The organism is Methyloterricola oryzae (assembly GCF_000934725.1).
Taxonomy (GTDB): Bacteria; Pseudomonadota; Gammaproteobacteria; order Methylococcales; family Methylococcaceae; genus Methyloterricola; species Methyloterricola oryzae.
This window is the reverse complement of sequence record NZ_JYNS01000029.1, coordinates 1-23,602: the sequence shown is the minus strand read 5'-3', so window position 1 is coordinate 23,602 and position 23,602 is coordinate 1. Positions and strand designations below refer to the sequence as shown.

The 23,602-nt window shown below is 61.3% G+C and carries 23 protein-coding genes; 5 read left to right on the top strand and 18 right to left on the bottom strand.

Going from position 1 to position 23,602, the window contains the following annotated elements:
* Positions 1–50 precede the first annotated feature (50 nt).
* A complete protein-coding gene (locus EK23_RS20160; RefSeq protein WP_045226886.1) occupies positions 51–1,709 on the bottom strand; it encodes a hypothetical protein in 1,659 nt (552 codons plus the stop codon).
* A 310-nt stretch (positions 1,710–2,019) separates the two neighbouring features.
* On the opposite strand from EK23_RS20160, the gene EK23_RS20155 reads away from it, so the two are divergent.
* The 3 genes from EK23_RS20155 to EK23_RS20145 all read left to right on the top strand — a co-directional run bounded on the left by EK23_RS20155 (position 2,020) and on the right by EK23_RS20145 (position 5,327).
* Positions 2,020–2,379 carry a WGR domain-containing protein gene (locus EK23_RS20155; RefSeq protein ID WP_082054377.1) on the top strand — a complete coding sequence of 120 codons (360 nt, stop codon included), beginning with the start codon at positions 2,020–2,022 and terminating at the stop codon, positions 2,377–2,379.
* A 237-nt stretch (positions 2,380–2,616) separates the two neighbouring features.
* Positions 2,617–4,281: a MobH family relaxase gene (mobH, locus tag EK23_RS20150; RefSeq protein ID WP_045227208.1), complete on the top strand. Its 1,665-nt coding sequence runs from the start codon at positions 2,617–2,619 to the stop codon at positions 4,279–4,281.
* 263 nt (positions 4,282–4,544) lie between these two features.
* Entirely contained in the window at positions 4,545–5,327 is a 783-nt protein-coding gene (locus EK23_RS20145; RefSeq protein ID WP_045227200.1) for a hypothetical protein, read from the top strand.
* Positions 5,328–5,336: 9 nt separating this feature from the next.
* Here EK23_RS20145 and EK23_RS20140 read toward each other — a convergent pair whose 3' ends face one another.
* The 17 genes from EK23_RS20140 to EK23_RS20060 form a co-directional block, all read right to left on the bottom strand.
* Positions 5,337–6,878 carry a conjugal transfer protein TraG N-terminal domain-containing protein gene (locus EK23_RS20140; RefSeq protein WP_045227199.1) on the bottom strand — a complete coding sequence of 514 codons (1,542 nt, stop codon included), beginning with the start codon at positions 6,876–6,878 and terminating at the stop codon, positions 5,337–5,339.
* 52 nt (positions 6,879–6,930) lie between these two features.
* A complete protein-coding gene (locus tag EK23_RS20135; RefSeq protein WP_045227198.1) occupies positions 6,931–7,305 on the bottom strand; it encodes a hypothetical protein in 375 nt (124 codons plus the stop codon).
* A 7-nt stretch (positions 7,306–7,312) separates the two neighbouring features.
* The gene (locus EK23_RS20130; RefSeq protein WP_045227197.1) at positions 7,313–8,674 is read right to left on the bottom strand and encodes an integrating conjugative element protein; all 1,362 of its coding nucleotides are present in this window, start codon (positions 8,672–8,674) and stop codon (positions 7,313–7,315) included.
* 22 nt (positions 8,675–8,696) lie between these two features.
* Positions 8,697–9,779 carry a TIGR03756 family integrating conjugative element protein gene (locus EK23_RS20125; RefSeq protein ID WP_158002559.1) on the bottom strand — a complete coding sequence of 361 codons (1,083 nt, stop codon included), beginning with the start codon at positions 9,777–9,779 and terminating at the stop codon, positions 8,697–8,699.
* Positions 9,776–10,237: a TIGR03757 family integrating conjugative element protein gene (locus tag EK23_RS20120; protein WP_052808397.1), complete on the bottom strand. Its 462-nt coding sequence runs from the start codon at positions 10,235–10,237 to the stop codon at positions 9,776–9,778. The genes EK23_RS20125 and EK23_RS20120 overlap by 4 nt, the downstream gene beginning before the upstream one ends.
* The gene (locus EK23_RS20115; RefSeq protein WP_082054374.1) at positions 10,234–13,014 is read right to left on the bottom strand and encodes a conjugative transfer ATPase; all 2,781 of its coding nucleotides are present in this window, start codon (positions 13,012–13,014) and stop codon (positions 10,234–10,236) included. Before EK23_RS20115 ends, EK23_RS20120 begins: the two co-directional genes overlap by 4 nt.
* The gene (locus EK23_RS20110) at positions 13,015–13,425 is read right to left on the bottom strand and encodes a TIGR03751 family conjugal transfer lipoprotein (protein WP_045227196.1); all 411 of its coding nucleotides are present in this window, start codon (positions 13,423–13,425) and stop codon (positions 13,015–13,017) included. It abuts the gene before it with no gap.
* Positions 13,376–14,791, bottom strand: coding sequence for a TIGR03752 family integrating conjugative element protein (locus tag EK23_RS20105; RefSeq protein WP_045227195.1), 1,416 nt, complete (start codon positions 14,789–14,791; stop codon positions 13,376–13,378). The genes EK23_RS20110 and EK23_RS20105 overlap by 50 nt, the downstream gene beginning before the upstream one ends.
* Entirely contained in the window at positions 14,778–15,686 is a 909-nt protein-coding gene (locus EK23_RS20100; protein WP_052808396.1) for a TIGR03749 family integrating conjugative element protein, read from the bottom strand. The genes EK23_RS20105 and EK23_RS20100 overlap by 14 nt, the downstream gene beginning before the upstream one ends.
* Entirely contained in the window at positions 15,683–16,336 is a 654-nt protein-coding gene (locus tag EK23_RS20095) for a PFL_4703 family integrating conjugative element protein (protein WP_045227194.1), read from the bottom strand. Before EK23_RS20095 ends, EK23_RS20100 begins: the two co-directional genes overlap by 4 nt.
* A 3-nt stretch (positions 16,337–16,339) precedes the next feature.
* The gene (locus EK23_RS20090; RefSeq protein WP_052808395.1) at positions 16,340–16,756 is read right to left on the bottom strand and encodes a TIGR03750 family conjugal transfer protein; all 417 of its coding nucleotides are present in this window, start codon (positions 16,754–16,756) and stop codon (positions 16,340–16,342) included.
* Positions 16,757–16,759: 3 nt separating this feature from the next.
* Positions 16,760–17,113: a TIGR03745 family integrating conjugative element membrane protein gene (locus EK23_RS20085; protein ID WP_052808394.1), complete on the bottom strand. Its 354-nt coding sequence runs from the start codon at positions 17,111–17,113 to the stop codon at positions 16,760–16,762.
* A 14-nt stretch (positions 17,114–17,127) separates the two neighbouring features.
* A complete protein-coding gene (locus EK23_RS20080; RefSeq protein ID WP_052808393.1) occupies positions 17,128–17,364 on the bottom strand; it encodes a DUF3262 family protein in 237 nt (78 codons plus the stop codon).
* Positions 17,365–17,371: 7 nt separating this feature from the next.
* Positions 17,372–17,671 carry an integrative conjugative element protein, RAQPRD family gene (locus tag EK23_RS20075; RefSeq protein ID WP_045227193.1) on the bottom strand — a complete coding sequence of 100 codons (300 nt, stop codon included), beginning with the start codon at positions 17,669–17,671 and terminating at the stop codon, positions 17,372–17,374.
* Between the two features lie 771 nt (positions 17,672–18,442).
* The gene (locus tag EK23_RS20070; protein ID WP_045227192.1) at positions 18,443–19,285 is read right to left on the bottom strand and encodes a class I SAM-dependent methyltransferase; all 843 of its coding nucleotides are present in this window, start codon (positions 19,283–19,285) and stop codon (positions 18,443–18,445) included.
* Positions 19,278–19,751 carry a Cu(I)-responsive transcriptional regulator gene (cueR, locus tag EK23_RS20065; RefSeq protein ID WP_045227191.1) on the bottom strand — a complete coding sequence of 158 codons (474 nt, stop codon included), beginning with the start codon at positions 19,749–19,751 and terminating at the stop codon, positions 19,278–19,280. The genes EK23_RS20070 and cueR overlap by 8 nt, the downstream gene beginning before the upstream one ends.
* Positions 19,752–19,763: 12 nt before the next feature.
* Positions 19,764–20,243 (bottom strand): DUF4396 domain-containing protein, encoded by a 480-nt coding sequence (locus EK23_RS20060; protein WP_045227190.1) that lies wholly within the window; start codon positions 20,241–20,243, stop codon positions 19,764–19,766.
* Between the two features lie 1,289 nt (positions 20,244–21,532).
* On the opposite strand from EK23_RS20060, the gene EK23_RS20045 reads away from it, so the two are divergent.
* Entirely contained in the window at positions 21,533–23,014 is a 1,482-nt protein-coding gene (locus tag EK23_RS20045) for an efflux RND transporter periplasmic adaptor subunit (protein WP_045227187.1), read from the top strand.
* A 1-nt stretch (position 23,015) separates the two neighbouring features.
* Positions 23,016–23,602 (top strand): efflux RND transporter permease subunit (locus tag EK23_RS20040; RefSeq protein WP_045227186.1); only part of this gene is annotated, 587 nt, incomplete at its 3' end.

Genomic DNA, 23,602 nt, shown 5'->3' with positions numbered 1-23,602 from the left:
TAGGCGCTATCGGATGAACAAATACCAACATGTTGTCGCTTGGTAATACTTCACGCGGCCAAACCGATGGTTTCGAAGGTGCGCTGGAGTTCTTCGCGGAGTGCGACATAGTGTCGATCCAAGGGGTGGGGATGCGCCGGCGGTCGTCCGGGTTTGCGGGTGATGCCGGCCAGCAGCGGCTTGATGACCTGTTCGCGGAGCAGCAGGTAGGCACACATTGTCCGCACGCCGGCGGGTTCGGCCTGGTAGCGTCGCGATCCGCGGCTGCGCAGGACCAGCTGCTTGCCACGCAGTTTGGCCAGATCATAGGCGGCGTGGCGGCTGGAATAGGTTTCGACGGGCCAACCGGATCGCTGCCGGACCGTTTCCGCCAATTGCGCCAAGGTAAATCCATCGGGTCGGGTGGCGAGGCCGACCACGGCGTCCACCACGGTACGGTTGCGGGCTTTATTCAGATCGATGCCCGCCAATCGCCGGGTGCCGCGTGTGGTCGGCTCACACCATTGATCAAAGGTACCTTCATCCAGGAAGCTGATATGGGCCACCTGCACGGTATCCAGAAAACGGACCAGCATGCCGCCCATGCGTTCCAGCATCACCGGCAGTTTGTCCAACACCTTGCCACATCGCAAGTCCTTGCTGTTATGGACGACGACTTCCGCCCGCAGAACCCGCTCGCCTTTGTCATAGAGCTTCAGCGTCAGGTGCCCCCAGTGCAGCTTGAAGACCGTCAGGTCGTAGCTCGGGGTCTGGACGGCTTTGACGAGTTTCGGTACGTCGCGTCCCCGCGTTGGTATTCGAAACGGGCGATGCGTGCGGCCGAAGATCGTCTTGAGCTGTTTGACATCCAAGGGCTGGCGGGCGCGATCAATCAGCTTCTGATACACCTCGTCCAGGGTGGCGCCCCGGTGGAACAAGAGGTTGCGGCTCAGTTCCAGTTGAAACACCGAATACTGATAGACAAAGCCGCTGTGTTCCTGCGCTTCCCGGTCCAGGACGAAGCACAGACAGCTGGAGTAGATCCAGCGATCACACACCGCTTTCAGGCTGCCTTGTGCCATGATTTCGTGCAGCGTCTCCGCCAGGCGGTTGACCGCCTCGAAGTCACTGCCCTCGACGAAACAATTACTGGCTTTGCTCACCGTCAGCCGTTGCCGTCGCGCCTGCCGTTCCACCCATTCGTGGCCGTTCAGGATCACCTGCGCGCCAAACGGCGGATAGCCGCACATCCGGATGGTGACATGCCCCCACTCGGCGTCGATCAGATGAAAGTAGTAGTGCTTGACGTAGGGCCAACTCTTGCGGTGATGCAAATCGAGAATCCGGCCGTCGGCCGTGCGCTTCACTTCCCACACGGGCGCCGGCGCGTTGCCCGTGATCACCAGGAACAAGCCCTGAAATCCGGGATCGGTCGGCAGATGCTCCTCTGCCAATTCGTGTTTGCGCTCCCCAGCTTTCGTCTCGACCAGCGGAATCCCATGCTTCTCGCAATAACCCCGAACCCGTCGGGAGAACGTCCCCGCCAGATCGCGCAGATGGGCATCGTCCAGTTCCGAGTCATCCCCACGCCAGCGCCGCCACCAACTGCGCATCCCGCCGCCAGTCTGACCCATCGGGAAGTAGGCATTGACCACCAGGCGATCGACACAGTCGTAACGCCCTTCGATCAGCTCCGCATAGTACCGGGAAAATTCATCAGGTGTGTTCATGCCACAAGGCTAGACCCTTCACAACCGCCCGCTACATCTGTTCGCCCCAAGCGAACCTCAGTTTCCCGGCGAAGTCCGGGAAAATGCATAGTTTCCTTTGGTGGAAATTTCGATCTTTATCCGTTGGGCAATTCGCGCCCTAGCTTTGATCAACGGCGCCGTCGATTGGTTACGCTCGGCCGCGCGCCTGAAGTTAAGGGCTCGAGCGAGTTTTCAAGCCCGTGACAAGAGACGCAAAGCCCGCGCGGACCGAAACGTGATGTTACGGCCGCTGAAGTGCCCTGCCCTTGCGAGCAGCAGAGGAGGCCGCATGATTGAATTTGCAGTGACGCTGGAAGCCAGCGATCCGCAGCGCAATATCTGGCGCTCCTATCATGTGGCGGCGGGGCAAGACCTGTTCGGCGATTGGATCGTCGAAGTGCAGTACGGCCGTATCGGAGCCAAGGGCCGGACCCACGTGTTTCCCGCCACCGATCGCGAAGATGCCGCGGCCATTCTGCGCAGGAACCTGAAACGACGGGAAAGCTCGCCCACGCGCATCGGTATACACTACGAAGTTCGCGCCCTTGCGGGCTTGGCTTGCGGCGAGTCCATTGCGGACGGATCCTTAAGCCATCTGGCTGATCGGTTCCTTTCAACGCTCAACATGCCGGAGGCAAATCGCCTTTAGTTCGTAGGCGATCATACGAGGTCATCACCATGAAAATCCTTGGCTGTTTTTTGGGTCCAGGCACAGACGCTACGACCCACCGCCACAGGCCATTGGCACCATTCTCGGCGCGATCGCCGCATGGGTGATAGGAATGGCGGTCGTCACTCAATCCCGCGGTGCAAACGATTGAGACCGGCAGAGTTTGGCTGATCCATGCGGCTGCCGACACTCGCTTTACGGCGTAAGCGTCCGCCCTTGGAGCTGCCCACATCCGCAGTGCTGCGCCAACCGCCGCACAGCCTGCCCATCCTGTCTGCCGAGGAGTTGCTGACACAGCGGCGCGAACCCTGCAATCGCATCGAGGAACTGGTAGGCACCACGCCGAAACATTTCGAACAGTTCTACGGGACGGCCCTTCAACGCTACGCCCGCTTTGTCCAGCAACTGCCCGCCTCCGAGTCCCACCATCACGCCTACGCCGGTGGTCTGCTCGACCATGGTCTGGAAGTGCTCATCAACGCACTCAAGCTCCGCCAGGGCTATTTGCTACCGCCGGGTGCCGCACCGGAAGACATCGTGCATCGCCATGACCTGTGGACCTATGCCGTGTTTGCCGCAGCGCTGGTCCATGACGTGGCAAAGGCTGCCGTCGACCAGATCGTGACCGCTTACAGCGCCGACGGCGGCCGGACTTGGGTTTGGAATCCCTGGATAGGCGACCTGCCCGATGAGGCAGACGCGCATTGGTACCGGACCGAATTCATGCGTAACCGACAGTACCGTCTTCACGAGAAGGCCTCGCCCCTGTTCGCGCAACGCCTTCTGGGGGCCGAGGGCATGGCCTGGCTGGCAAGTGACCGCGAAGCCTTCAGCGCCTGGCTAGGCTGGGTCTCGGGTGATACCCTGCAATCCGGTGTATTGGGGGAGATCGTCGGTCAGGCCGATGGTAGCTCCGTAGCACGCGACCTCGGCGCTCAGCCAAGCCCCCGCACAACGGTGGCGGCCGGGAAGGTCATTCCGCTGCAGGAAAAGCTGATCACCGCGCTCCGCTTCCTCATCGACGAGCGTGAACTGCCACTGAACCGCAACGGCGCCGCCTGTTGGCGCGTGGGCGATGACCTGTGGCTGGTCAGTAAACGCACCGTCGACGCTCTGCGGGCTCATCTCATGCAGACCGGACATAGCGGCATCCCCACCCAGAACGATCGCCTCTACGACGTACTGCAGGAGCACGGCATTCTGGTGCCCTGCGACGACCGGGCCATCTGGAGAGCCGAAGTGGCCGGCGATGGGTGGGCACACGAACTGACCCTGATCCGCATCCCGCTGGCGCGAATCTGGACCAACCTGGACCAATGGCCCGAACCGTTCAACGGCCAGATCAAGCCGCGGACATTGGAGCACGACACCCGGCCGGCTGACGCAGTACTCTCGTCATCATCCGAGGAATGTGCCGAATCTGGGGACACGGCGCGCATCGCCACCGATACCCCACCACCGGCCAAACCCGATTCGTCGCCAACTGGCGCGGACAGCAAACCGCTGAAACAAGCATCCAGTTCTCTTGGCAATAGCGTGATCGACTGGGTCCGCCAAGGGCTGGCCGACCGGAGTATTGATTACAACCAGCCCCATGCCCGCGTCCACCTGGTGCCCGAAGGGGTGCTGCTGATCAGCCCAGGCCTGTTTCAGGACTACGCCCACGCGCATCCTGAAGAAAGTTGGGAGACCGTGCAAAAGCGCTTTTTCAAGCTGGGGCTGCACCAACGCACCACGAGCGGAACCAACGTGCACACCTATCAGGTAGTGGGAGGAAACCGCGCCACCCGCGTCAATGGCATTGTCATTCCTGACGTGGAACGATTGTTCACACCGCCGGCCCCGAAGCCCAACCCGCACCTGCGCCCGAACTCGCGGTAGCGTAGTGGTCTCGGCCCGATACAGACCCGTCACTTTTTGACCAATCCAATGAACGCGCTTGCAGCCCGAAGGTCACGGAGCTGTCATATCGGACTTATCCACAATTTCTGTGAATAACTCCCCTACTCTGCTCAGGGCTTTGTCACTGCGCGATGTACGGCTGAACGTCGACGCAATTGAGCCTCAGATGAGCACCCGGTCTTGATTGCTGACATGGGGCCGCAGGAAGAAGTCCTTGCCGTCCCTGTCGGAATATGTAAAGAATGGAAGTCGTGATCCGCGACGTTTCAATGGAGGATCTTATGGACATAGGGCAAGTGGCTTCGCCCTTGAAAGCGAAGTACGACTTCAATTTCCCTGCCGTCGCCGGTTTTCTCCTGCTGTGGCTGTTGCTTTTCGCCTTTCTGGACGCCCGCCTCGTCGGAATTCTGGCCATCGCGTCCTTACTACTGACCTGTTACGGCCTCCAGGCCGATTTCCGGGACCGGCCCCTGTGGCGCCTGCCCTTCTGGACCGCGGCAAGCCTATACACCGCGGGCACCGCTTTGGCATCCTGGAGCTATTGGGAGTTTTACAGCCTGTACCACATGCGTTTGGCCCAGGTGATTGGAAAATCAGGCATCGAGACGTTCATGCTGCAGTACCATATCGCCTTCCCACTCCCTGACTCGGTCGGCAGTTACGGGATGCTCATGATCTGGATCGCCGGTGCCATAGCCCTTGCAGCACTTGTGATCGTCCTTCGCCGGCGCGGCGCGCGGTCGACCCTGACCATTGCCCACAGCTGGCTCCGCTCGCCCGTGGGTCGGCCCACCTGGTGGGCGTGCCGTGGTCTGACGCTCTTCCTGGGCGCACTGATTGTTGAAGTGTCGTATGCCTTGGCAGGAGCTATCGCTGGTAGGGTCGGTGACATGGTGGACTGTGCAGGTGATAACGATGACGCGGGTGGCGTATTTGGCGTTCCCAAGAACAAGCCTCACTGGATCAAGGTCAATAGCGACGTGAAATCCACGGTGCTTTACGGGGATAAGGATGATCTCTGGTGAAGTGTTCACTTACTTCTTTACCAGTGAGCCTCCAAGTCGTCTTGCAAAGCCAGCAGCATGTGACGTGCCTTTGTCTGCGGCCCGTGCAACCGGTTCTGTTAGAGATTCCATGCTCCCCCCGATCATATTGAACCTGTATCCCATAATGCTAAGTGTCAACAACCAGACCCCTGGCATCCCTATGTACAGGATCAGCGCCCCCAAAATGGCAACATTCCCGGCCACGCCGGCCTGAGTGTCGAAATCGAACTTCCACCAACTCAGTCCGAGTGCGGTTATCATATTGTCGTCCAGCCAGGTGGCCATCGCCCACAAGGCCGAGCAAAACTTCAATGCGAATATGACCATGCTGACCAGCAACGTGGTCTCGATGGAAAACCCCGAGAGCACCACCACGAACGCAAGCAGCATGTAGAGCGCCATGAGGATGTATGACTGCGCAATCGGTGCCATCTGCTTCATGGCATAGATCTTCGGTTTCCAGCTGAGGTAATCCATCGTCAGTCCCGCGTTGGCGACCACCGCGCTGATCTTGTCCTGAGTGTACTGGCGAAATGAAGGTGCGGGACCGCCACTGGCTGGTGCGCCCTGCGTCAGCTCTATGCGTTCTGGCTCGAACAGCTTGCGCACCAGGTCATTTTCCATCTGAACCGTCGCAACGCCCGGGTCCGTCGTCACGACAGTCTGCCGGGATGATTGCAGGTCCAAGGGATTGATCTGTGCCAGCATGCGCGCCCGAATGCCGACGTTGGGCTCGGTCCACCAATCGGCACAAACCGGACGCCCCCACAGCGGCTCGAATCCCGGTTGGTATTCGGTGTCGCGGTTCCGGTCGTACGCAAATCCGGGAATCGTTTCGCTGGCGCGCAAGGCCAGGTTCACGTTGGCATTGCGGTAATAGCCATTGCTGTCCAGAAAGAACTGCGACCCTGGCCAGTCGATGTCATTGGCCGCATACACGTCCGGGAGCGTTGCGTGACTGGTCAAGAACTGGGCCCGCGCCGGCAACCAGCAATCGTTGGCGAACAGCTCGATCTGCCGGCGTAGCTCCGGATCGGCGATGCGGGTGTTGTTGATCCTGTAATCCAGGGTGCGGATATCCGGCGTGCAGGGCACCGATGCAATAACCGCATTGGTGATGCCGTTCGCCACCATGAGGATGCCGTACCACCACACGGGCACTTGCCCGGTCCGGCCGCTGATGGCAGCAAAGGTGCTGTCATACGCAGTACCCGTGCGGCCGCTACTGAACGACTGCCCAGCGCAGAGGCGGGTATGTCCCAGGTCGCCGGTACGCAGGGTCATGACGGGCGTACCCGCCAAGGCCGCCACCAGCATCATCGAAATGACACCAACCTCGATGTTGCGCAGCGAGGCATTGGCGCCCTCCACCGCACCGGCCTGCGTGTAGGACTGCACCGCGGCGCGGACGATCATGCCAAAGAAGAACAGATAGGCGATGCCGGTCTCGGTCAAAATGTCCCAGATCGCGTCATACATGATCCAGCCGAACAACGTGGTATAGACCTCGATCGCCGACGCGACTTCCATAGGGATGGCTCACCTCAAAGTCGAAAGCCAAGAATGAACCGCTTCGAGTGCCTCATGGCCTTACGAAACCCGCGGCATTGAATAGAACCTCATACGCCAGCAGATAAACAGCCAGGCGCATGCGCAGCCGGAGCAGCAGCGCCCGCTGCGTGCCGTTCATGCGGCAGGCGTTGCAGACCAGATCAATCCACATGGGCCAGCCAGCGACCAGCGCGGCGAACAGCAAAAGCCGCCAGACCAGTAACCACGGCCGGGCAGAGACTTGCCAGGCGCTCGCGGCATCCCCCCCGAAACGGATGCAAGCCCAGCCCATCGCGGCCGCGATCAGCGCCGCCGCGGCGAATGCCCCCCACCACAGGTGCAGGGACAAGCGCTCCAGCGGGGAGCGGCATGTGTGGCGCCTGCAGAAGAAGTTCAGCAGTCCCATGCCACTCCTACGGCGCGGGCGGTGCGCCTTCACTGACTGGCCGCGGATCGCGGCTACGGGCCCCTGCCCTGTCGCCCTGGGCGCTGTTGGACACACCCAAATCGAGCAGGACGGAAGAGGTCTGACTGAACAGCTCTCGGCGGATGCGCGTCTCGTACAACAGGTTGTCGATCTCCTTGTCCAGCGTGCCAATCGCAGTCAGCAACTCCTCCGAGGCCGGCGAGGCATAGATGTTGGGCTCCAGGCGACCGCTCAGCAGCAGCCTCCGCAGCAACAGGGCCCTTTCCATAATCAGGCGCGTGGCGGCTTCCTCGGCCAGTTTGACGATGGCCGTCTGACGCGCCTGGGCATCCGGCAGGCGTTGCATGGCCAGAACCACCTCACGGGTCATCAGGGTACCCGGTGCCGAGACCGCTTCCAGATTCGCCGCGTTCGGCTGGAGGTCACCGCTGACCAACTGCCGCAGCTTTTTCTGGATCTCGATCTTCTCCCTCTCGATCATGGGCCTCAGCCCGTGACCAGCCATGGTTGCGCGCGGCGTGTCCTTGTCCACGAACAGGTCAGCGTCCCCGAGCACGAAGCGGGCGAACTCGGCGGCCTGTTCGGGGCCGCCCCAGACGTCGGCGAGCGGCATGTCTCCGCCGCCACCCAGTTGGGAGACACCGCGGCCCAGCTCGATGTTATAGCCTGCCACCGTGCTGTCATAAATCACCCGCACCGGCTTTTGGCCGGTACCTCCCGCGCGGAGCCCACCTATCCATGGCACACCGTTCTTGCCGGCGTTGTTGTCCACGTTCTCTTTTGCCGCCACTACATCATTTTTTGCCGAATTGACGCCGCCGGAGCCCATCTCGACCTTCCAGTCATAGCCCTTGCCCAGGGTGATCCACTTGTCGAAGGGGTCCTTGCCCTGGGCGATCTCCTGCCCTACCTGTTCGCAGCTCTTGGTGTTCAGTGAAACCACCCCCTGGGCCATCAGCAACGCATTCTGCAGCAGATCATAGAGGCCGGGGCTGGCGCGCTGCAGGATCAGCTGCGGCAGATTGGCCACGGCCCCGGTGACCGCAGCCTGTACCTGATTGAGGGCACCGTAGGCACCGTTCTTGACCTGGTTCATGATGTTGCTGATGCCGAGCAGCGGCGAGAAATTCCCGCAGCTGAAGCTCCTCCGGAGATCGACGGAGCCCAGGAGGGAGATCGATGTCACCGTCGGATTGGCAGCCGGCGACAGCGCCGCAGCCCCACCAATGCGGTAATACCAGTTGCTGCTCTGGGACGGCGCATCCAGTGCCGCGCCAGGCGCGGACCAGGCCAAGACCATCAGCGTCAGCGCGCCGCTCAGCCGCGCCGACTGGTTGTTCTCGTACATACCAGCGCAATCCTGTTGAAGTTCATTTGGGAGGTGGATACATGACGATATCCACGGAACCGAGAAACACGTCGCCCTTGACCTCGCAGCAGCGGTAAGGCCTCCACAGCGTCCAGGCATAATCCCCGGCGGAGGTCACCTTGGCGTCCGCCCAACTGCGCACGGCCAGGGTATCGTTCTCGCCGAACACCTCGCACTGGGGCAGCGGCAAGGGCAGGATTTGCTGCCACCAGCCGGTGCGGTAATCGCCTTCCTTCAATGGCTCATCCGGGCGCCACACCATCTTGTTGTTGGCGATGAATTGGCCACCGCTGGCCAGCTCGTTGTACACATGCGGCTGCGCTTTCCGGGTGACAACATCGCCGGCGCGCTGCGCTGTCACTGCCCCTGCCTTCGGGTCCTCGGACTGGATCACCCAACCCGAGCGCGGATAGACCGCGCCCCAGCTGTTCAAGGGCCAGGTGCCAATTTCACGCACGCCAGGAATGACACTTTGCGGATAGATCACCTCCGGAATCGACCAGCGCCAGCCCAGGGAATCCAGTCCCGACAGGAAATACGGCTGGTACGCCTGCGCCTCCGAGGGGCACAATTGCATGTCCGCCGCGGGATGGCCGATCACGTCCACTGCCTTGAAGATCAGGTTTTCGTGGCCAGGGTTTTCCTGATCGGGCCGGCCCGGCACCCCCATCTCGCTGCGCTCACCCCCATTGCATGTGTTCGGCACCACGCCGCTGGGCGAAATCGTCGCATCGGCGCCAGCCTCGTTGATGGCCTTTACGGTCATGCGCGCGAAGTCCCAGGGATTGTCCGCCAGTGCGTTGTAGGCGCTCACCACCACATCCGGCGTGAAAGTGCCGCTCTTGATGGACTTCTCCTCGGTGCAGCCATAGGGGGTGCACAACAGCCAATAGCAGACGCCAATGAAGGGGATGGGCCTCGCACACAGCATGCTTGAGGATTGCGCGAACAGCGCGCCGTCGGAGAAGCTGCTGTCTGACGCCTTCAGCAACTCGCCGCACACTTCAGCGTCTGCCAGAACCCGGTCCGGCAATGGGTACAGTAAAGCTCCCAGAGCCAAGGGCAGGCATCCCCTCGGTCTCATCGCGAGCTTCCCTTCCATCGGAGATATACCGATAGTGCTTCCGGCAGATCGGTGACCCCGTAAACCACGGCGGCGCCATGGTCGAAAAGCACCGCCGGATATCGGGTAATCTGGAATTGCAGTGCACGAAGATGCCCTTGGTAGGCGCTGCGCAGGCGCGCCTGGAACTGCGGATCTGCCAAGCGTGAACGCGCGACCTGAGCCGCCGCCTCGAGTTCTTTGGGCAGGCCCGCGGCGAGCTCCGCATCAATGCTTACCGGCGCGCTGAGGTCGTACACCTGGACATCGATGCCGGTGCGGGTCCGCACTACATCGAGCCCCTGCAGCGGATGTTTCGCATCGGTGATCACGGTCATGCGCGCCGGCAGCTCCGCCGTGGCAGCTGCCACATTCTGCCCCGAATCAAGGGCCAGGAGCAGGGTGATCAGGGTCCGTGCCAGGCATAGGAAACGCGTCATGAGTTGCGCCTCCCCGCCGCGATGCGCCCGGCGACCGCCAGGGCCGCCTCCAGTTCTCCGCAGCGTTGCGCCTGCATGATCGCGGCCCGCTCGGCTTTCTCGTCCTTCTCGGTCATGGCCAATGCCAGGGCGATGGGGGGCGGGACATTACGGAAGAGCGCGGTCAGATGGTCGGTCAACACCACCCCTTCGACGTACTGTCCTGGGCTTTTCCGTGCGGCGAGCAGCAGCGCCACCTGTTCCTCGGTGAGATCACGGAAGCGCGCGATCTGGTTGATTTCGTCCTTGGGCATCACCAGGCACAGCCACCATTCAAGCATGTTAAGCATGCGCCGGCTGGCGTCGGGAAAGTCCTCCAGGTTTTGCGTAGCGATCCAGAACCAGGCGCCGAGCTTGCGCCACATCTTGGTAATCTTCACCACGTAGGGCGCCAGCAACGGATTGGTGGTGATGATATGGCCTTCGTCGGTGATCACCAGTGTCGGTCGCTGGTCGTGCTGCTCGCGCTCCACCAGCGCGTTGATGTGATTCATCAGGCCGATGTAAGCCACCGTCAACTTGTCCTCGTAACCTTCCCGCGCCAAAAGCCCCAAGTCCACCAGTGTCACGTCCACATTCGGCCAGGGCCGGCCGGGGCGATTGAAAAGGCGCGCCTCAAAACTCCCAGGTGTCGTGAACAAAGCCAGGGCATCGGCCATGTCCTGAATACGTTCGCGGCGGCGCTCGGCCGACTCCCGACGGGCGCGCAAGGCCTGCACCACATCCTCCGGCAGCACCTGGCACCGCCCGGCCTCCTGCGCCGTCCGTGCCGCCCCAATCAGGGCTTCGCGGATGATCAATCGATCGGAGCGGCTCAAACGGTTGTCCTCGCGCGCTTCGCCGCCAGTGATCATCAGCCGCGCGGTGATCTCCAACTCACCCAGCAGATCGCGCTGGCCGTCGTCCTCATCCTCGTCGTAGTCGTTGGTCGGATCATCATCCAGATCGTGGGCGCTCTCCAACGTCAGGTTCAAGCGATTCATTTCCAGCAGTTTGAGGGCATCGGCGAACGGTGGCAGGCTCACATCGGCGGCCGGCGTGATGGCCACCTGGTTGACCGTCAGCCCCTGGGTCTTGAGGTACTGTCCCAGGAGCCCGAAGGAATCCCCCGCTTCCAGCAGGAAGATGCGCGGCCGATACAGCGCGAGCATCTGCAGGATCAGATACACCAGCGTGGCGGACTTGCCCGAGCCGGTGGGGCCGACCAGCAACAGATGGGCGTTCTTTTTCCGGTCGTGCAGGTTGAGGGGATCGAAGGTCAGTGGCTCACCGCCGCGGTTGAAGAACAGGAGCCCGGGGTTGCCGGTGCCGGTGGAGCGGCCGTACACCGGCGCCAGGTTGGCGATGTGGCCGCTGAAGGTGAGCCGGGAGCGCCGCGCCCGCCGGCGGTCGAAGCGGTGCTCGTAGGCCAGGGGCAGGCTTTTCAGGTAGGTGTCCAACGCACACAGGTCCTGAACCTGAGAGATGGGCTTGAGCCCGTTGGCCAGCATCAGCGCTTGCACCTGGTTGACCTTGCTTTGCAGGTCCGCCTCGTGGTTGCCGCGCACATACACCACGGTCTGCAGCGGATACAGCTTGTCGCCCTTGACGATCTTTACCTGGGCCGCCTTGGCGTCCTCACCCGCCAACTGGGCTTCAGCGTAGTCACCGATCGCGGCGCGTTCGATACGCTTGAGGTGTTCGCGGACCTGGTCCTGCGGCTGCAGCGTTAGGGTCATGGCGAGGATGGTGTGCTCGGGCATCTTGTCGAACACCGAGAAAATGCGCTCGCCGACCCGCCGCTCCACCAGCAATTGCCCCACCCCGGGCGGTTGCTGGAGCGATTGCACGGTGATCGCCCGGTGCGGCAACTCGTCGAACCACCACACGCCCTTGTCCGGATGGTAACGCGGCAGCCCCAGCATCAGCGCTTCACTCAAGTCGTAGCCGAAGGGACGCTCAGCGATGTCATCACCCGGCCACGGCGCGAGCTTGAGCAAGGCTTCCACGTCTCCCTCCGTCATTGACGGATTCGGGTTGAACCAGCGGAACAGCCACTCGTAGAACGCCTTGCCGTCCATCCGGGTCAGGCCGACGCCGGTTTCCCGCAAGCCTTCGGCAAAGCGTGCGGCAACGTCGTTGAGCTCGGTCACCGCATCCAGATCGCCGAATTGAAGCGCACCCGCCGCAGGACGCCGCCGGAACAGCGCGGCCCGCACGCGTCGGCGTTTGCCTTGCCAGGGGTTGCCCGTCACCAATTGGTCGACGTAGAGTCCCCCAGGGCGGGACACATCCACCAAGTGCTCGCGCAGGACCTCCAGCCACTGTCGGGTGAACGGCGTATTCAGGTTGGCGGGTCGGCAGTAGGCCTCGATTTCATCCACCAGCCAGTCCAGGCGCGCCTCGTCCTGCACGAACATCTGCAAAATCCAGGGGTCGTCGGCCTCGGGCAGGGAGCCTGTCAGGACGGCCTGCACTTTATCGCGGAAGTCGGCCAGCCACTGCCGCGGGCGTGCCTCGGTAGCGGGCGGGTGCAGTTCAAACAATGCGCCGACGCTGCGTCCATCGTCCAACAGAAAGCTGCGGCTGTCGGGGTCGTAATCGAGCCATGGCAGATAGTTGGTGAACGCCGTCGGACGCTCGTAGCGCTTGCGAAAGCGTGCCTCGGTGGGCGGCCGATCGCTCTCGCGCCGGCCATGCAATACCGGCCGCAGCAGACGGCGCCGGGTGATCCGCCTCAGAAGTTTGCCAAGATGCATTCATCGCCCTCCCATCTCACCGGGCAGGGCGTATTCGACCCCGTCGTACATCGGGAACACCGTGGCGTAGCCCGGCACCGGATAGCCGCTGCCGCTCATATGCGGAAACACGTACAGGACCAGATCAGGGTTAGGCAAACGCGGAAAGACATTGCTGATTTCACTGTTCGCCTCCCGGGTCCAGCCCGCCAGGCTCAAGTCCGCGGCGCCCGGCCCGCGCCCTTCGATTTCTTCTCGTGCCCTCTCAGGCCGCCGATGGTTGCGGTCGAAGTGGGCGTCGTAGACCTCCTTCATGGATGGCCCCCCTTGCGGCAGGATGGTGTCTTTGGTGCCCAGCGGGGAGCAGCCCGTCAGCACCAACTCAATCGAGATTGCGGCCGCCGCTGCGCGCCGCCTGTGCCTGCCTTGCATAGTCCAGTCTCCTGCCCTTGAGCTCGTAGTCGATAGGGAGTTCGCGGTCTACATGGACAGCCAACTCCACGCCGGTGTCCACGAAAACCGCGTCGTAGCTTTGCGCCTGCCGTTCCTTGATCCACTGCGCGATCTCGTCTCCGGCCCCGGTCGCCAACGAGCCCAGGGCATACTTGCTGGCATCGCCAGTGACGCCCGTGGTGAAGCCGCCGGTCAGAGGAGAGGTAGTCACAGTGGTCTGTGAGCGGGCGTAGGCGGCGCCGGCGGCTTCCACCGCCCGCGCCAGAATGGACCCACCCAGGTAAGCTGCCGCGTTCGTGATACGCTCGCCGGTGATGCAGGGGATGCCCCGCCGGTCGGAGATCCACCCCAAGGGTTTGTTGCCACTGACTTGGTTGGCCTGCTCGCCGCTGGCCTGCGCCGCCCGCTGCTGTTTCTGCTGCAGACTCTGGTCGTCGCTGGAGAGGGTGCGAATGGTGCCGTCGTCGAAGACATAGGTGACCGAGAAGATCTCGCCGCGGACGCAGCTCAGGTTCCAGTCCCCCAGGGCCTGGCCGCTGAACACCATGCCTTCGACGCCGGGGACCTCCAAACCGTTGGCGGCCAGGTTGTCCAAACCGATCAGCACCTTGAAGGGATAGGGATCGTCCACCTGGCCCTTGATCGGCACCCGTCCGATGAGGGCGGTCATGCCGGTGGAACCGATCAGGGTCGCGTTGCGCGGAATGGTGTAGGCCGGCTCGGGCGGCACCGAAGGCGATGGCTGATGGCTCAAGCCCGCATGCTCCAGAATCGGGTTGTCGGCACCGTCGTGCAGCAGGCTGCCCCCGTTCTCGGCCACGTCACGCACCGTCTGACCGGCCGCACCGATCGCCTTTCCTGCCCGCTCGCTCAGGCTGGTGCGACCCAAGGGTTCGACCCAGGACAATTCCCCGACAGGCGTTTCCAGGTTGGGTTGCAATTCCGGCACCGCCACCGGCTGGTTGGCGAGGCGCGCCGTCAAAGCTTCGACCCGGCTCGCCAGCGCCCCGTAGGCATTGTCGCGTTCGTCGCGCTGCTCGGCCCGCATCTCGTCCTTGACCTTGCGGCTCACATCCTGCGCGATCTGCGATCGCTGCTCCAAAAGGGCCAGGTTCTCCTTGCGCATGAACTCGGACTGGCTTTTCATGTCGGCCACTTGCGCCGTCAGCGAGCGGATGGTGTCAGCAGGAGAATCCGCATCGGGTCGCGGCGCCTGTGGAATTTCGTTTAGCCTGTTGGCTTCGCCGGACTCGCGCGACGACTTACCACAGGCTTTCATGCCTGCCAGCAAGGCCAGTGCGACTGCCAGCGTGGCGAAGATCGGCAGTAGCTTATTGCCGTCCATGCAGGGCCTCCTGGAACGGCAGGTCGGAAATCAGATACACCGCCGTGGTATCGCGCTCGTCGCCGCGCGGAAACAGCTTGGCGTGCTGAAAGGTGCAGGCCAGCCAGCGCCCCCGCAGGGTCCTGGGATCCAGGATCAGCGCCTCGCGGCCCTTGTTGCGCAGCTTGACCGCCGTCACGTGCAATCCACTCGAACGCCAAGCCGCCAACGGCAGCACCTCCGTCGGCGAGCCACGGATCAGATCGCCCGCCGATGCATGGCTCACACCTGCGCCGTGCACCCCATCCGGCATCCGCAACAACCGCCGGGGTGCATACATCTGCTGCGCCGCCATGCGCATCAGGCTCACGTAGTCATGCTGCGGGTTACGTCTGCCCTCATAGCTTTCCGTCGTTGCGCTACTTGGCCTGTTGTTACCTGCCGCGCCGCGTTCGGGCCGATGCTCCGGAATAACTACTTCGATGGGACTCGTTTCCGACTGCTCGCTGGCGCTCAGATCCAGAAGGTAGGTGTTGCCCGACCCCAGCGCCTGAACCTGCACACGGTGAGCCGCAAACGGCTGTTCAGCGCGCCAGTAGATGGTGCCGTCCACGATCTGGGTGCGGAGCAAGGAGGACCTGAGATCACCCGGCAAGCCGGTACGTACGGCGACAGGAAAGCTCACCAGCCGCTCACGCCCCACCGGCAGGGTGACGGCCAAGGGCACTCGGTTCCACACCAGCCGTTCGCCCGGCGAGTTGGCGGTCGGCAGTAGCAAGGGCGAGCCGTCCTGAGGGGGTGGAGGCAGCCCGAGGCCATCCAGCTCGGCCGCGCCCTGCATGAATTCCACGCTAGTGCCTTCTTCCGCGGCGGCATACCTGGCGGCCAGTGCCAGCAGGAGCAGAACCGTCTTCATCGCCGTGCTTCCGCGGGTGAGTCCGAAAACTCGGATAGGCGGTGGGGACCGGGGGGATCGAATCCGTCCAGTACCAAGCCCCAGGGATTGATCTCGGGATTGACGTCGCGGCGAATGACGCGCAGGGGATAGCGGATGTCCACGGACTTGACCCCCATGCCCCGCACATGCTCGTCGATGTGAAGATCCATTTGCGCCGTCCAGGCACCGTTGCCATGCACCTTGACGCGGGATTCCTGATACCCCGCGCCCGGCACGTCATGGATGGCGCGTCGCCGCTCGCTCAGCTCGCCACGTTTACCGCGCTCGGCAAGGTCCGTGTTGAGTTCGTCCAGAAATCGTGGGCTCAGGTAGGCCGCCATCCGATACACGGCTGCCCCGTAGTCCTTCTCGCCGTCGTCTGGCCAATAGTTGAGTTGCTGGAAGATATAGCCGGCGAAAGCGTAGATGTTCTCCGGATGCGGATCGTCGATTTTAACGACCGCGCCGGAACGCAGGTCCGGCGGTAGGTGGAAACGCGCATCGCGTCGCGCGCTTTCCCAGCCGTGCCACAGCGCCAGCATGACTATCAAGCTGCCTGCCAAGGTCAGGCGCAGGCTTCGAATGTGTGCCCTCAGGTTTTCGTTTTCGCCGCGATACCCGAACGCCACAACTCACCTCCCGAAATCCCTGCATCGATCGCCGCGCCCTAGATCCATCTGGAAGGACCCGTCGGCGCGGCGAAAGGGTATGCGTTCACCAAGGAAGCCGAACTCGGATTGCACCAGCCCCCGCTTGGCCAAGGCCAGATGGGCACGCTGCTGCAGATCAAACTCCGGCCGGTTCCGCTTGAGTCGCTGCATCAACCGCCCGCCAAAGAACACGGCGGCCAGGATGCCGATCAGCGACAGTGACAAACCCATGCCGAAGTTGCCGAGCAGCAGCCCGACCAGTCCACCCAAAGGAAGGAAGACCAAGCAGGCGCTCCGGATCGCCAGTGATAACTCCGAATCCGTGTAACCTCGGAACACCACCGGCTCCTGATTCAGCCGATCACCCAGGAGATGGTCGAGCGCGTCGGTGCTTTCCATGATTCAGATGACATTGGCCGCCTGGCCCAGCAGATAGGAGATGAACAGAAAAATCGCTGCACCCACCACCCCGGAGAGACCCAGTTCGCCCCATTCCTTGCGCCCCTGGCGCACCTGGTTGAGGTCCGCCAGCAGATGCCAGGCGATCCACAGGAAGCCGGCTACCGCCAGGAACAGCCCGATCACCAGTCCACCGTCCTTGATGTAGCCCTTGATCAGCCCCAGCCAATCATTGGCCGCCGGGCCAGTGCTCGGTGCCACCGGCGTTGGCAAGGCGGACAGGGCCTCGGCGGCCCACACCGAGACACCCCCAAGACAGCCCGCACAGCGGGCTCGAAATGCCCATGCTTTCGACATAAACAACTCCTGGATTAACGGATCGCGAAAGACAGCGCCATGACCAAAACGGCCGCCCGCATCAGTCCCCAGTGCAAGTCCATAAGGCTGATGCGGCGTTCGCTCCAAGCGTGATAGAGGGATTGCGTCAGCCAGACGAGCCAAAGCAGCCCCGCCATCGCTACGAATGAGGCGGCCGTGAGTTTCAGGGTTGCCACGTCGACACCGCTGCCGGTGATGAACGCGGAGGACGCGCTGGCACTGATCGCCATCGCCCAGCTATCGACGGTAATCGCCCGACAAGGGCGGAAAGGGACGGGGCTCGCTGCGCGGCGCTTCGATGTGCTCGCGGATGCCAGACTTCACCAGGTCCAGATCACGCCCCAGCCATTTGTAATTAAAGCGAACCCGGGCACCGGGCAGCGCCTTAGCTTCGGCCTCGGCCATGATCGGCTTCAATGCATCGATCTCGCCCACCAGGCGCTCCAGTTCGGCCCGCTCGCCGTCGTCGTCAGCCGACGAAGGAATAGGAACCAGGAACGCGCATATGAACAACAGAAATACTGGCAGAAAACCCATGGGATCCCCTCCTTAGCTCCCATTCAGGCTGCCGAAAATCGCCTGACGAAGGCAAGCCGAAATCAATTATCCGAAAAAAGTGATTTCCGGCGAGGCTGCCGGATGCGACGACCAGAAGTCGAGGGCCTTGCCAAAAACTACTCTTTAGGGGATGAGACGACTAAATTGACCAGCGAAAACTTGCTTAGAGCATCTACAGCCATCGGCCATTTGCAGGATTGGGGGGCGAATGGCAAAGCACGCCGGCGGGAGCTGCCTCCGACGAGCCACACCGTCGGGTTCGACAGGTGGACAGTTGTTTTACTCAAATCACCGATATTCTCTCGCTGGCACAAGCGACCAAATCTCGGTTTAACGCGTTTTCCGTAAGACCGACACCAAGCCAGGAAATCCAGGCGATTGACTACGACCGGTAGTGCAACGAACATTTCACATCGGTACGGCCGCTGATGCATAGATTGCTGCCAACCGTGTTTCCGGCATCGACGACAAACCATCGGCCATTGCTGCCATCGAAACATTGCTCCCAATTTGGGCGAATGGCCGCTTTATGGATGCCTTGCGAGCTGCTGGGAACAGCCAAGAGCTCAGGGTAATTCAAACGCCTCAATGACCACTAAACAAAGCATTGCCGTCGTCCCGGAGCACTGCGTCGCCATAGAACTTCTTGCCACGAATGGTATTTGGGCTTTGCCAGGCCTGAAATTGAGGGCAATCTGCGGCGGATTACGTCACCCGTGCAGGGTGCTGATGCCACGACCGATTGCTTCTTTACTCATCGCCAGCACCTCGGACGTCCGGCTTGGTGGCGGTAGCATAGATCACGTTGGCTTCGATACCTGTAAGGCGGGACTCTCGGATATAGCGAAGATTAGCCTCACGCACACGCGCATGGCCGACGGCGTCTAAACGGTCGATGGTTCCCCGGTATCCGGAGCCCAACAGGGTTGTCCACCAATCTTCGGGCGATTTGATCGGGTGATTGCCGGCTTGCTCCGATATGTCGGCGTCTTGGAGCCCCGCTTCCGCCAACATGGCTGCGAGGGATTCTGGATGGCTGATCCGGCCCCAGGGATTGAAGGATTTGTGCAGGCTGGGGGCTTCTCTTCGAATCGACTCCCAGAATGCCCCATTGGCGGGCTCGAAGAAGTTGGGTCCCCACGTCGTCAGGGCCAGCTTTCCTCCCGGCTTGACGCGGCGCCAGAGTTCGCGAACCGCACCTGACATATCGGGCACAAAGAAGATACCGAATACGCAAACCACGGCATCGAAGGCATCCTCCGGAAATTCCAGCGACATCATGTCGCCCAGCTTGAACTCGACCTGGCTCAGCTCCCGGCTCTGGGCTTTGCCCCGGGCCAGTTCCAGGAGGTTTTCCGCCAGATCGATGCCGATGACTCGCCCCTCCCGACCGACCGCTTCCGCTGCCGGAATCGCCGAGGCTCCGCTTCCGCAGCACACGTCCAGCACGGATTGCCCGGGCTGAAGGCCCAATCGCTCAATGGTCTCCCTTCCGAAGCGATCCCAAAACGTGTTGGCGGGATGATCGAAAAGATCGGCAGCGGCATTGTACGCGGCAGCCGCATTGGCTTTAGCAGTCTCCAAGTCATTCATGAGGAGCTCTCCTTCCAGGCTTGAGGGTATTCGCAATCGCTACGGAGCTTTGGGAATTGTGGCGCGACGAAGATGTGACATCGCCCGCCAAAGCATCGAGGATCGGGCATTTCGGTCGGTCATCGCCCTGACACAGCTCAACCAACTGGTGCAGCGTGGCGGCCATGGCCCGCAGTTCCGCAATCTTGGCCTCAAGCGCCTCCAGGTGCTCCAAAGCCAGCCGGCGGACCTCTCCCGCGGGGCGATGTCTGTCCACCCAGAGGGAAAGCAGTCGCTTGATCTCCGGGGTGGAAAACCCAGTGTCCCGCGCTTGCCGTATAAACCGGAGGGTGTGGATATCGTTACCGTCAAAGTCCCGATAGCCTGACGCGGTGCGCCGTTGTCGGGACAACAGGCCGATGGCCTCGTAGTGCCGGATCATTTTGCTGGAAATGCCCGCGGCACGAGACGCTTCGCCGATATTCATAGCGTTACCTGCTTAATGATGGTGGCCATGGGCCAGAGCATGTCCCCGGCCGCGACCGATCAACCAGCGGTTCAGTGGGAATGCCGCCAACCCGGCCAAGAACAATGAGGCCAGCAAGCTGATCCAGAACATTGCTGTGTCCGGCGGTGCTTCCATCGCACCCGGGATCAGCAACATGGTCAGGTTGTCGACCAGTTCCATGACCGCAATCGAAGCGGTATCGGCGGCAAGGGCCGTACCCGCCGCCATGCGCCATCCCATCCCTGCATTCAGAAGGGGGATCAGCGTGAAGGCGTAGCCGCTCAGAAAGGCCAATACGACCGCGAGAGCCACCGTACCGAAGTTGCTCCATCCCAGCGCGCTGCCAATTAAAAGGCCCAACATTTCACCAATCGCGCAGCCGGACAAACAATGCAGTGTCGCCTTCAAGGCCAGCAGGTTATTGAACGTCGCGGGACCGTCAGTCGACTGAGTGTGATGGTGGTGTTCCATATTCAGCTCCTCAAGAACGAATCATCGAGGGCCATCATGCTGCACCTTCCCATCATGGCAAGGTCAAGTGGTTTTGAATAATGATTTCGGTCGGCCTTGAATCCTGGCATCTGACAGCGCATTTCGGCAGCATTCCGACCAGCAGGCCACCGAGCCAGAGCTCTTAAGCTGACATGCATCAAACGAGCGCTGTGAAATTCGAGCGGAGGGAGCAATTGCAGCGGCATATACGGGATTCAGGTCAGGCGCTGGTAGCCAAGTTCGCATGACGACAACGGCCGACGTCAAACTTGGAAATTCAGGCAAGCGGCTGACAGCAAGCAGGATTAAAACGATGTGATGCTCTCCCCGCCACAACACGGCCTCGATGTCCCAAAGTGGTGGTTATGAGTTTCCACCTTAAGAATGAAGTTCGGTCGGCGAGTCAGACTTCTGCAATTGCCTATCGAATTCGGCAAGCAGAAATACGCATTAAACATTCATCCGTGATGTGCTATCATCCGGCCAGTCACCCTTTGGTGACCCACTAAGTCTGACTTTGTGCTGAACACATTACGCCTCCAAAGAAATCGTCCATACCTGCATATGCTGGTGTTTGTGCAGGTGGTAAGTCTGATTTCCGTGCTGGTATTTTCCACCTGCGCGATGCCGTCGATATGGCGTCACGCCTCGGTGGAAGCACAACCTCAGAGCTGCTCGGAAACCCCCAATCATTTCCATGAACGCGGGGGGCACAGCCAGTTCACTACGAAGGATTGCTCCTACAAGCCCTGTTTGGCCTCTCAACCCAATCCGGCGGCTGAATTTGCGTTTGATTTCCCCAAAATCCCGGACGTCATTCTAAGCTTCATCTGGATGACGTTGGGATTGCTCCTCTATGCTCCAACCCAGCCCCCTCCACGCACCAACTCTCCTCCCGATGGGCAGCGGATTCCGCTCTTCCATCAGTTTTGTTCTCTGTTGATCTAGCGGTTCCTCCGACGTACGAATCGCGCCACTAACTGGCGCGTGAGGTTTGCTGCGTTTTGCAGCCCTTTAGCTTTTGCGTTCGAGGAAAATTCGATGTTTTATGCTTTGCCCGCGTGGCCGACATGTCATGCAGCGTTGGCACCAATATCCGCCGCGTCGCCGGCCATCAAGCCCTTGAGGTCTATCGGACGAGTCATCCAACGCGTGTTTGTCGGCAAGCCTGGGCTTTATCCCTCAAAAGTTGGGCTCTACGACGTTGCGATTTTCCAGCATTGGATACCGCAACTCGGCTGGCTGTTCTTCGCCAAGAGGCCTATGACATGAACAAGTCCACGCTTCTTGCCCTGGTTGCCGCTGCTGCGGTGGGTGCCGCTGCCGATCATTGGTGGTCCGTCAAGCCGTCGGGAACCTCATCGGTGGGCAGCACAGCTGCCGTACGGAAGCCCCTCTACTACCGCAATCCCATGAACCCAACGGTGACCTCGTCGGTGCCCGCCAAGGATGAAATGGGGATGGACTATGTGCCGGTCTATGAGGCGGACCTGAATGGCGGCGCGGAGCAGCCGGGAAAAATCCTGTACTACCGCAATCCCATGGGATTGGACGATACCTCGCCGATGCCAAAAAAGGACGCCATGGGCATGGATTACATCCCGGTCTTTGCGGATGAGGCCGGCGGCGAGGACAACAACCTGGTCAAGATAAGCTCTGACAAGATCCAAAAGCTCGGCGTGCGCATGGCCGAGGTCAAAGAGGGCGGCATCTCCCGTACCGTCCACGCGGTGGGGGTGATTGAAGCCGACGAGCGCAAGCTCTCCACCGTGGCTCTCAAATTTGACGCCTTCATCGAGAAGCTGTACGTCAACGCTACTGGGCAGTTTGTTTCAAAAGGTCAGCCGCTGTTCGACCTCTATAGTCCGGACCTCCTAAGCGCCCAACGGGAATACCTCACGGCCAAGAACGGTCTGGCGATGCTCGCCAACAGCGAACCCTGGATGCAGGACAGCATTAAAGAGTTGGCCCAGAGCGGCCTGGAGAAGCTGCGCAATTGGGGTGTCTCGGAGACGGAAATTCGCAATCTTGAAAAACAAGGGAAGGCGCAACGAACTCTGGTCATCCGCTCGCCGGCTTCGGGCATCGTTATGGAAAAGACTGCCTTGGCCGGGATGCGGGCAGCGGCGGGGGATACCTTGTTCAAGATCGCCGATCTTTCCTCTGTCTGGGTCATCGCCGAGGTTTATGAGCAGGAAATTGGCCTGGTTTCTCCCGGACAGCCGGTGCGCGTCATGCTCGATGCCTATCCCGGCCGACCGTTCAACGGCAAGGTCACCTTTATCTATCCCACGCTAAACCCCGAAACCCGCACCGTTAAGGTTCGGATCGAGTTGCCCAATCCACAGGGGCTGCTGAAGCCCATGATGTATGCCCATGTGGAAATGGTCACAGCGGCACGGCTGGCCCTTGTGGTTCCGCGTTCGTCCGTGCTCGACGGCGGCAAGCAGACCTTGGTCCTGGTGGAGCGCGGTGAAGGGCGATTCGAGCCACGGCCGGTCAAGTTGGGCATGCGCGGTGATGACACCGTGGAGGTTTTGGAAGGAGTCCGCAGCAGCGAGAAGGTGGTGGTCGCCGCCAACTTTTTGATCGACGCCGAAAGCAATCTGCGCGCTGCCCTAAACAGTTTCGGTGCTCATGTCCTAGGGCCTGAAGCGTCGAAGCCTGAACCGCCGCCGGAACAAGGTGACAACGCGGCGTCCGGCAAATCATCGCCGGCCGCCGATCACGCCGGACACGATGGGATGTGACATGCTGGCCCGCTTGATCGAATGGTCCGCCAGAAACCCGTTTCTGATACTGCTGGGAACGCTGATCCTTGTGATCGCCGGCATCTTCGCCGTCATGGAAACGCCTTTGGATGCCTTGCCGGACCTATCCGATGCCCAGGTCATCATTTATACCGAGTATTCCGGTCAGGCGCCGCAGGTGGTCGAGGATCAGGTCACTTACCCGTTGACGACGTCCATGCTCAGCGTGCCGAAGTCCAAAGTGGTCCGCGGGTATTCCTTCTTCGGCGCGTCATTCGTTTACGTCATTTTCGAGGACGGCACCGACATTTATTGGGCCAGGTCGCGCGTGCTGGAATATCTCAACTTCGCCTCTAGCCGTCTTCCGCGCGGTGTCACACCCAGTCTCGGACCGGATGCCACCGGCGTCGGCTGGATTTACCAGTATGTTGTCCTTGGCGCGCAATATTCCCTGGCGGAGTTGCGCAGCATGCAGGACTGGTTTGTTCGCTACCAGCTCACCAAGGCCCATGGCGTCGCGGAAGTCGCCAGTGTCGGTGGCTTCGTCAAGCAATATCAAGTCATCGTCGATCCGCGCAAGCTGCAGAG

Excerpts from the sequence above, each read along its gene's own strand:
- EK23_RS20120 (WP_052808397.1), bottom strand. The coding sequence starts at position 10,237 with ATGACGCGTTTCCTATGCCTGGCACGGACCCTGATCACCCTGCTCCTG.
- EK23_RS20155 (WP_082054377.1), top strand. The coding sequence starts at position 2,020 with ATGATTGAATTTGCAGTGACGCTGGAAGCCAGCGATCCGCAGCGCAAT.
- EK23_RS20080 (WP_052808393.1), bottom strand. The coding sequence starts at position 17,364 with ATGGCGATCAGTGCCAGCGCGTCCTCCGCGTTCATCACCGGCAGCGGT.
- EK23_RS20115 (WP_082054374.1), bottom strand. The coding sequence starts at position 13,014 with ATGCATCTTGGCAAACTTCTGAGGCGGATCACCCGGCGCCGTCTGCTG.
- EK23_RS20075 (WP_045227193.1), bottom strand. The coding sequence starts at position 17,671 with ATGGGTTTTCTGCCAGTATTTCTGTTGTTCATATGCGCGTTCCTGGTT.
- EK23_RS20135 (WP_045227198.1), bottom strand. The coding sequence starts at position 7,305 with ATGGGACTGCTGAACTTCTTCTGCAGGCGCCACACATGCCGCTCCCCG.
- EK23_RS20060 (WP_045227190.1), bottom strand. The coding sequence starts at position 20,243 with ATGGAACACCACCATCACACTCAGTCGACTGACGGTCCCGCGACGTTC.
- EK23_RS20145 (WP_045227200.1), top strand. The coding sequence starts at position 4,545 with ATGGAAGTCGTGATCCGCGACGTTTCAATGGAGGATCTTATGGACATA.
- EK23_RS20100 (WP_052808396.1), bottom strand. The coding sequence starts at position 15,686 with ATGAAGACGGTTCTGCTCCTGCTGGCACTGGCCGCCAGGTATGCCGCC.
- EK23_RS20085 (WP_052808394.1), bottom strand. The coding sequence starts at position 17,113 with ATGTCGAAAGCATGGGCATTTCGAGCCCGCTGTGCGGGCTGTCTTGGG.
- EK23_RS20125 (WP_158002559.1), bottom strand. The coding sequence starts at position 9,779 with ATGAGACCGAGGGGATGCCTGCCCTTGGCTCTGGGAGCTTTACTGTAC.
- EK23_RS20070 (WP_045227192.1), bottom strand. The coding sequence starts at position 19,285 with ATGAATGACTTGGAGACTGCTAAAGCCAATGCGGCTGCCGCGTACAAT.
- EK23_RS20090 (WP_052808395.1), bottom strand. The coding sequence starts at position 16,756 with ATGGAAAGCACCGACGCGCTCGACCATCTCCTGGGTGATCGGCTGAAT.
- EK23_RS20130 (WP_045227197.1), bottom strand. The coding sequence starts at position 8,674 with ATGTACGAGAACAACCAGTCGGCGCGGCTGAGCGGCGCGCTGACGCTG.
- EK23_RS20160 (WP_045226886.1), bottom strand. The coding sequence starts at position 1,709 with ATGAACACACCTGATGAATTTTCCCGGTACTATGCGGAGCTGATCGAA.
- cueR (WP_045227191.1), bottom strand. The coding sequence starts at position 19,751 with ATGAATATCGGCGAAGCGTCTCGTGCCGCGGGCATTTCCAGCAAAATG.
- EK23_RS20140 (WP_045227199.1), bottom strand. The coding sequence starts at position 6,878 with ATGGAAGTCGCGTCGGCGATCGAGGTCTATACCACGTTGTTCGGCTGG.
- EK23_RS20045 (WP_045227187.1), top strand. The coding sequence starts at position 21,533 with ATGAACAAGTCCACGCTTCTTGCCCTGGTTGCCGCTGCTGCGGTGGGT.
- EK23_RS20110 (WP_045227196.1), bottom strand. The coding sequence starts at position 13,425 with ATGCAAGGCAGGCACAGGCGGCGCGCAGCGGCGGCCGCAATCTCGATT.
- EK23_RS20105 (WP_045227195.1), bottom strand. The coding sequence starts at position 14,791 with ATGGACGGCAATAAGCTACTGCCGATCTTCGCCACGCTGGCAGTCGCA.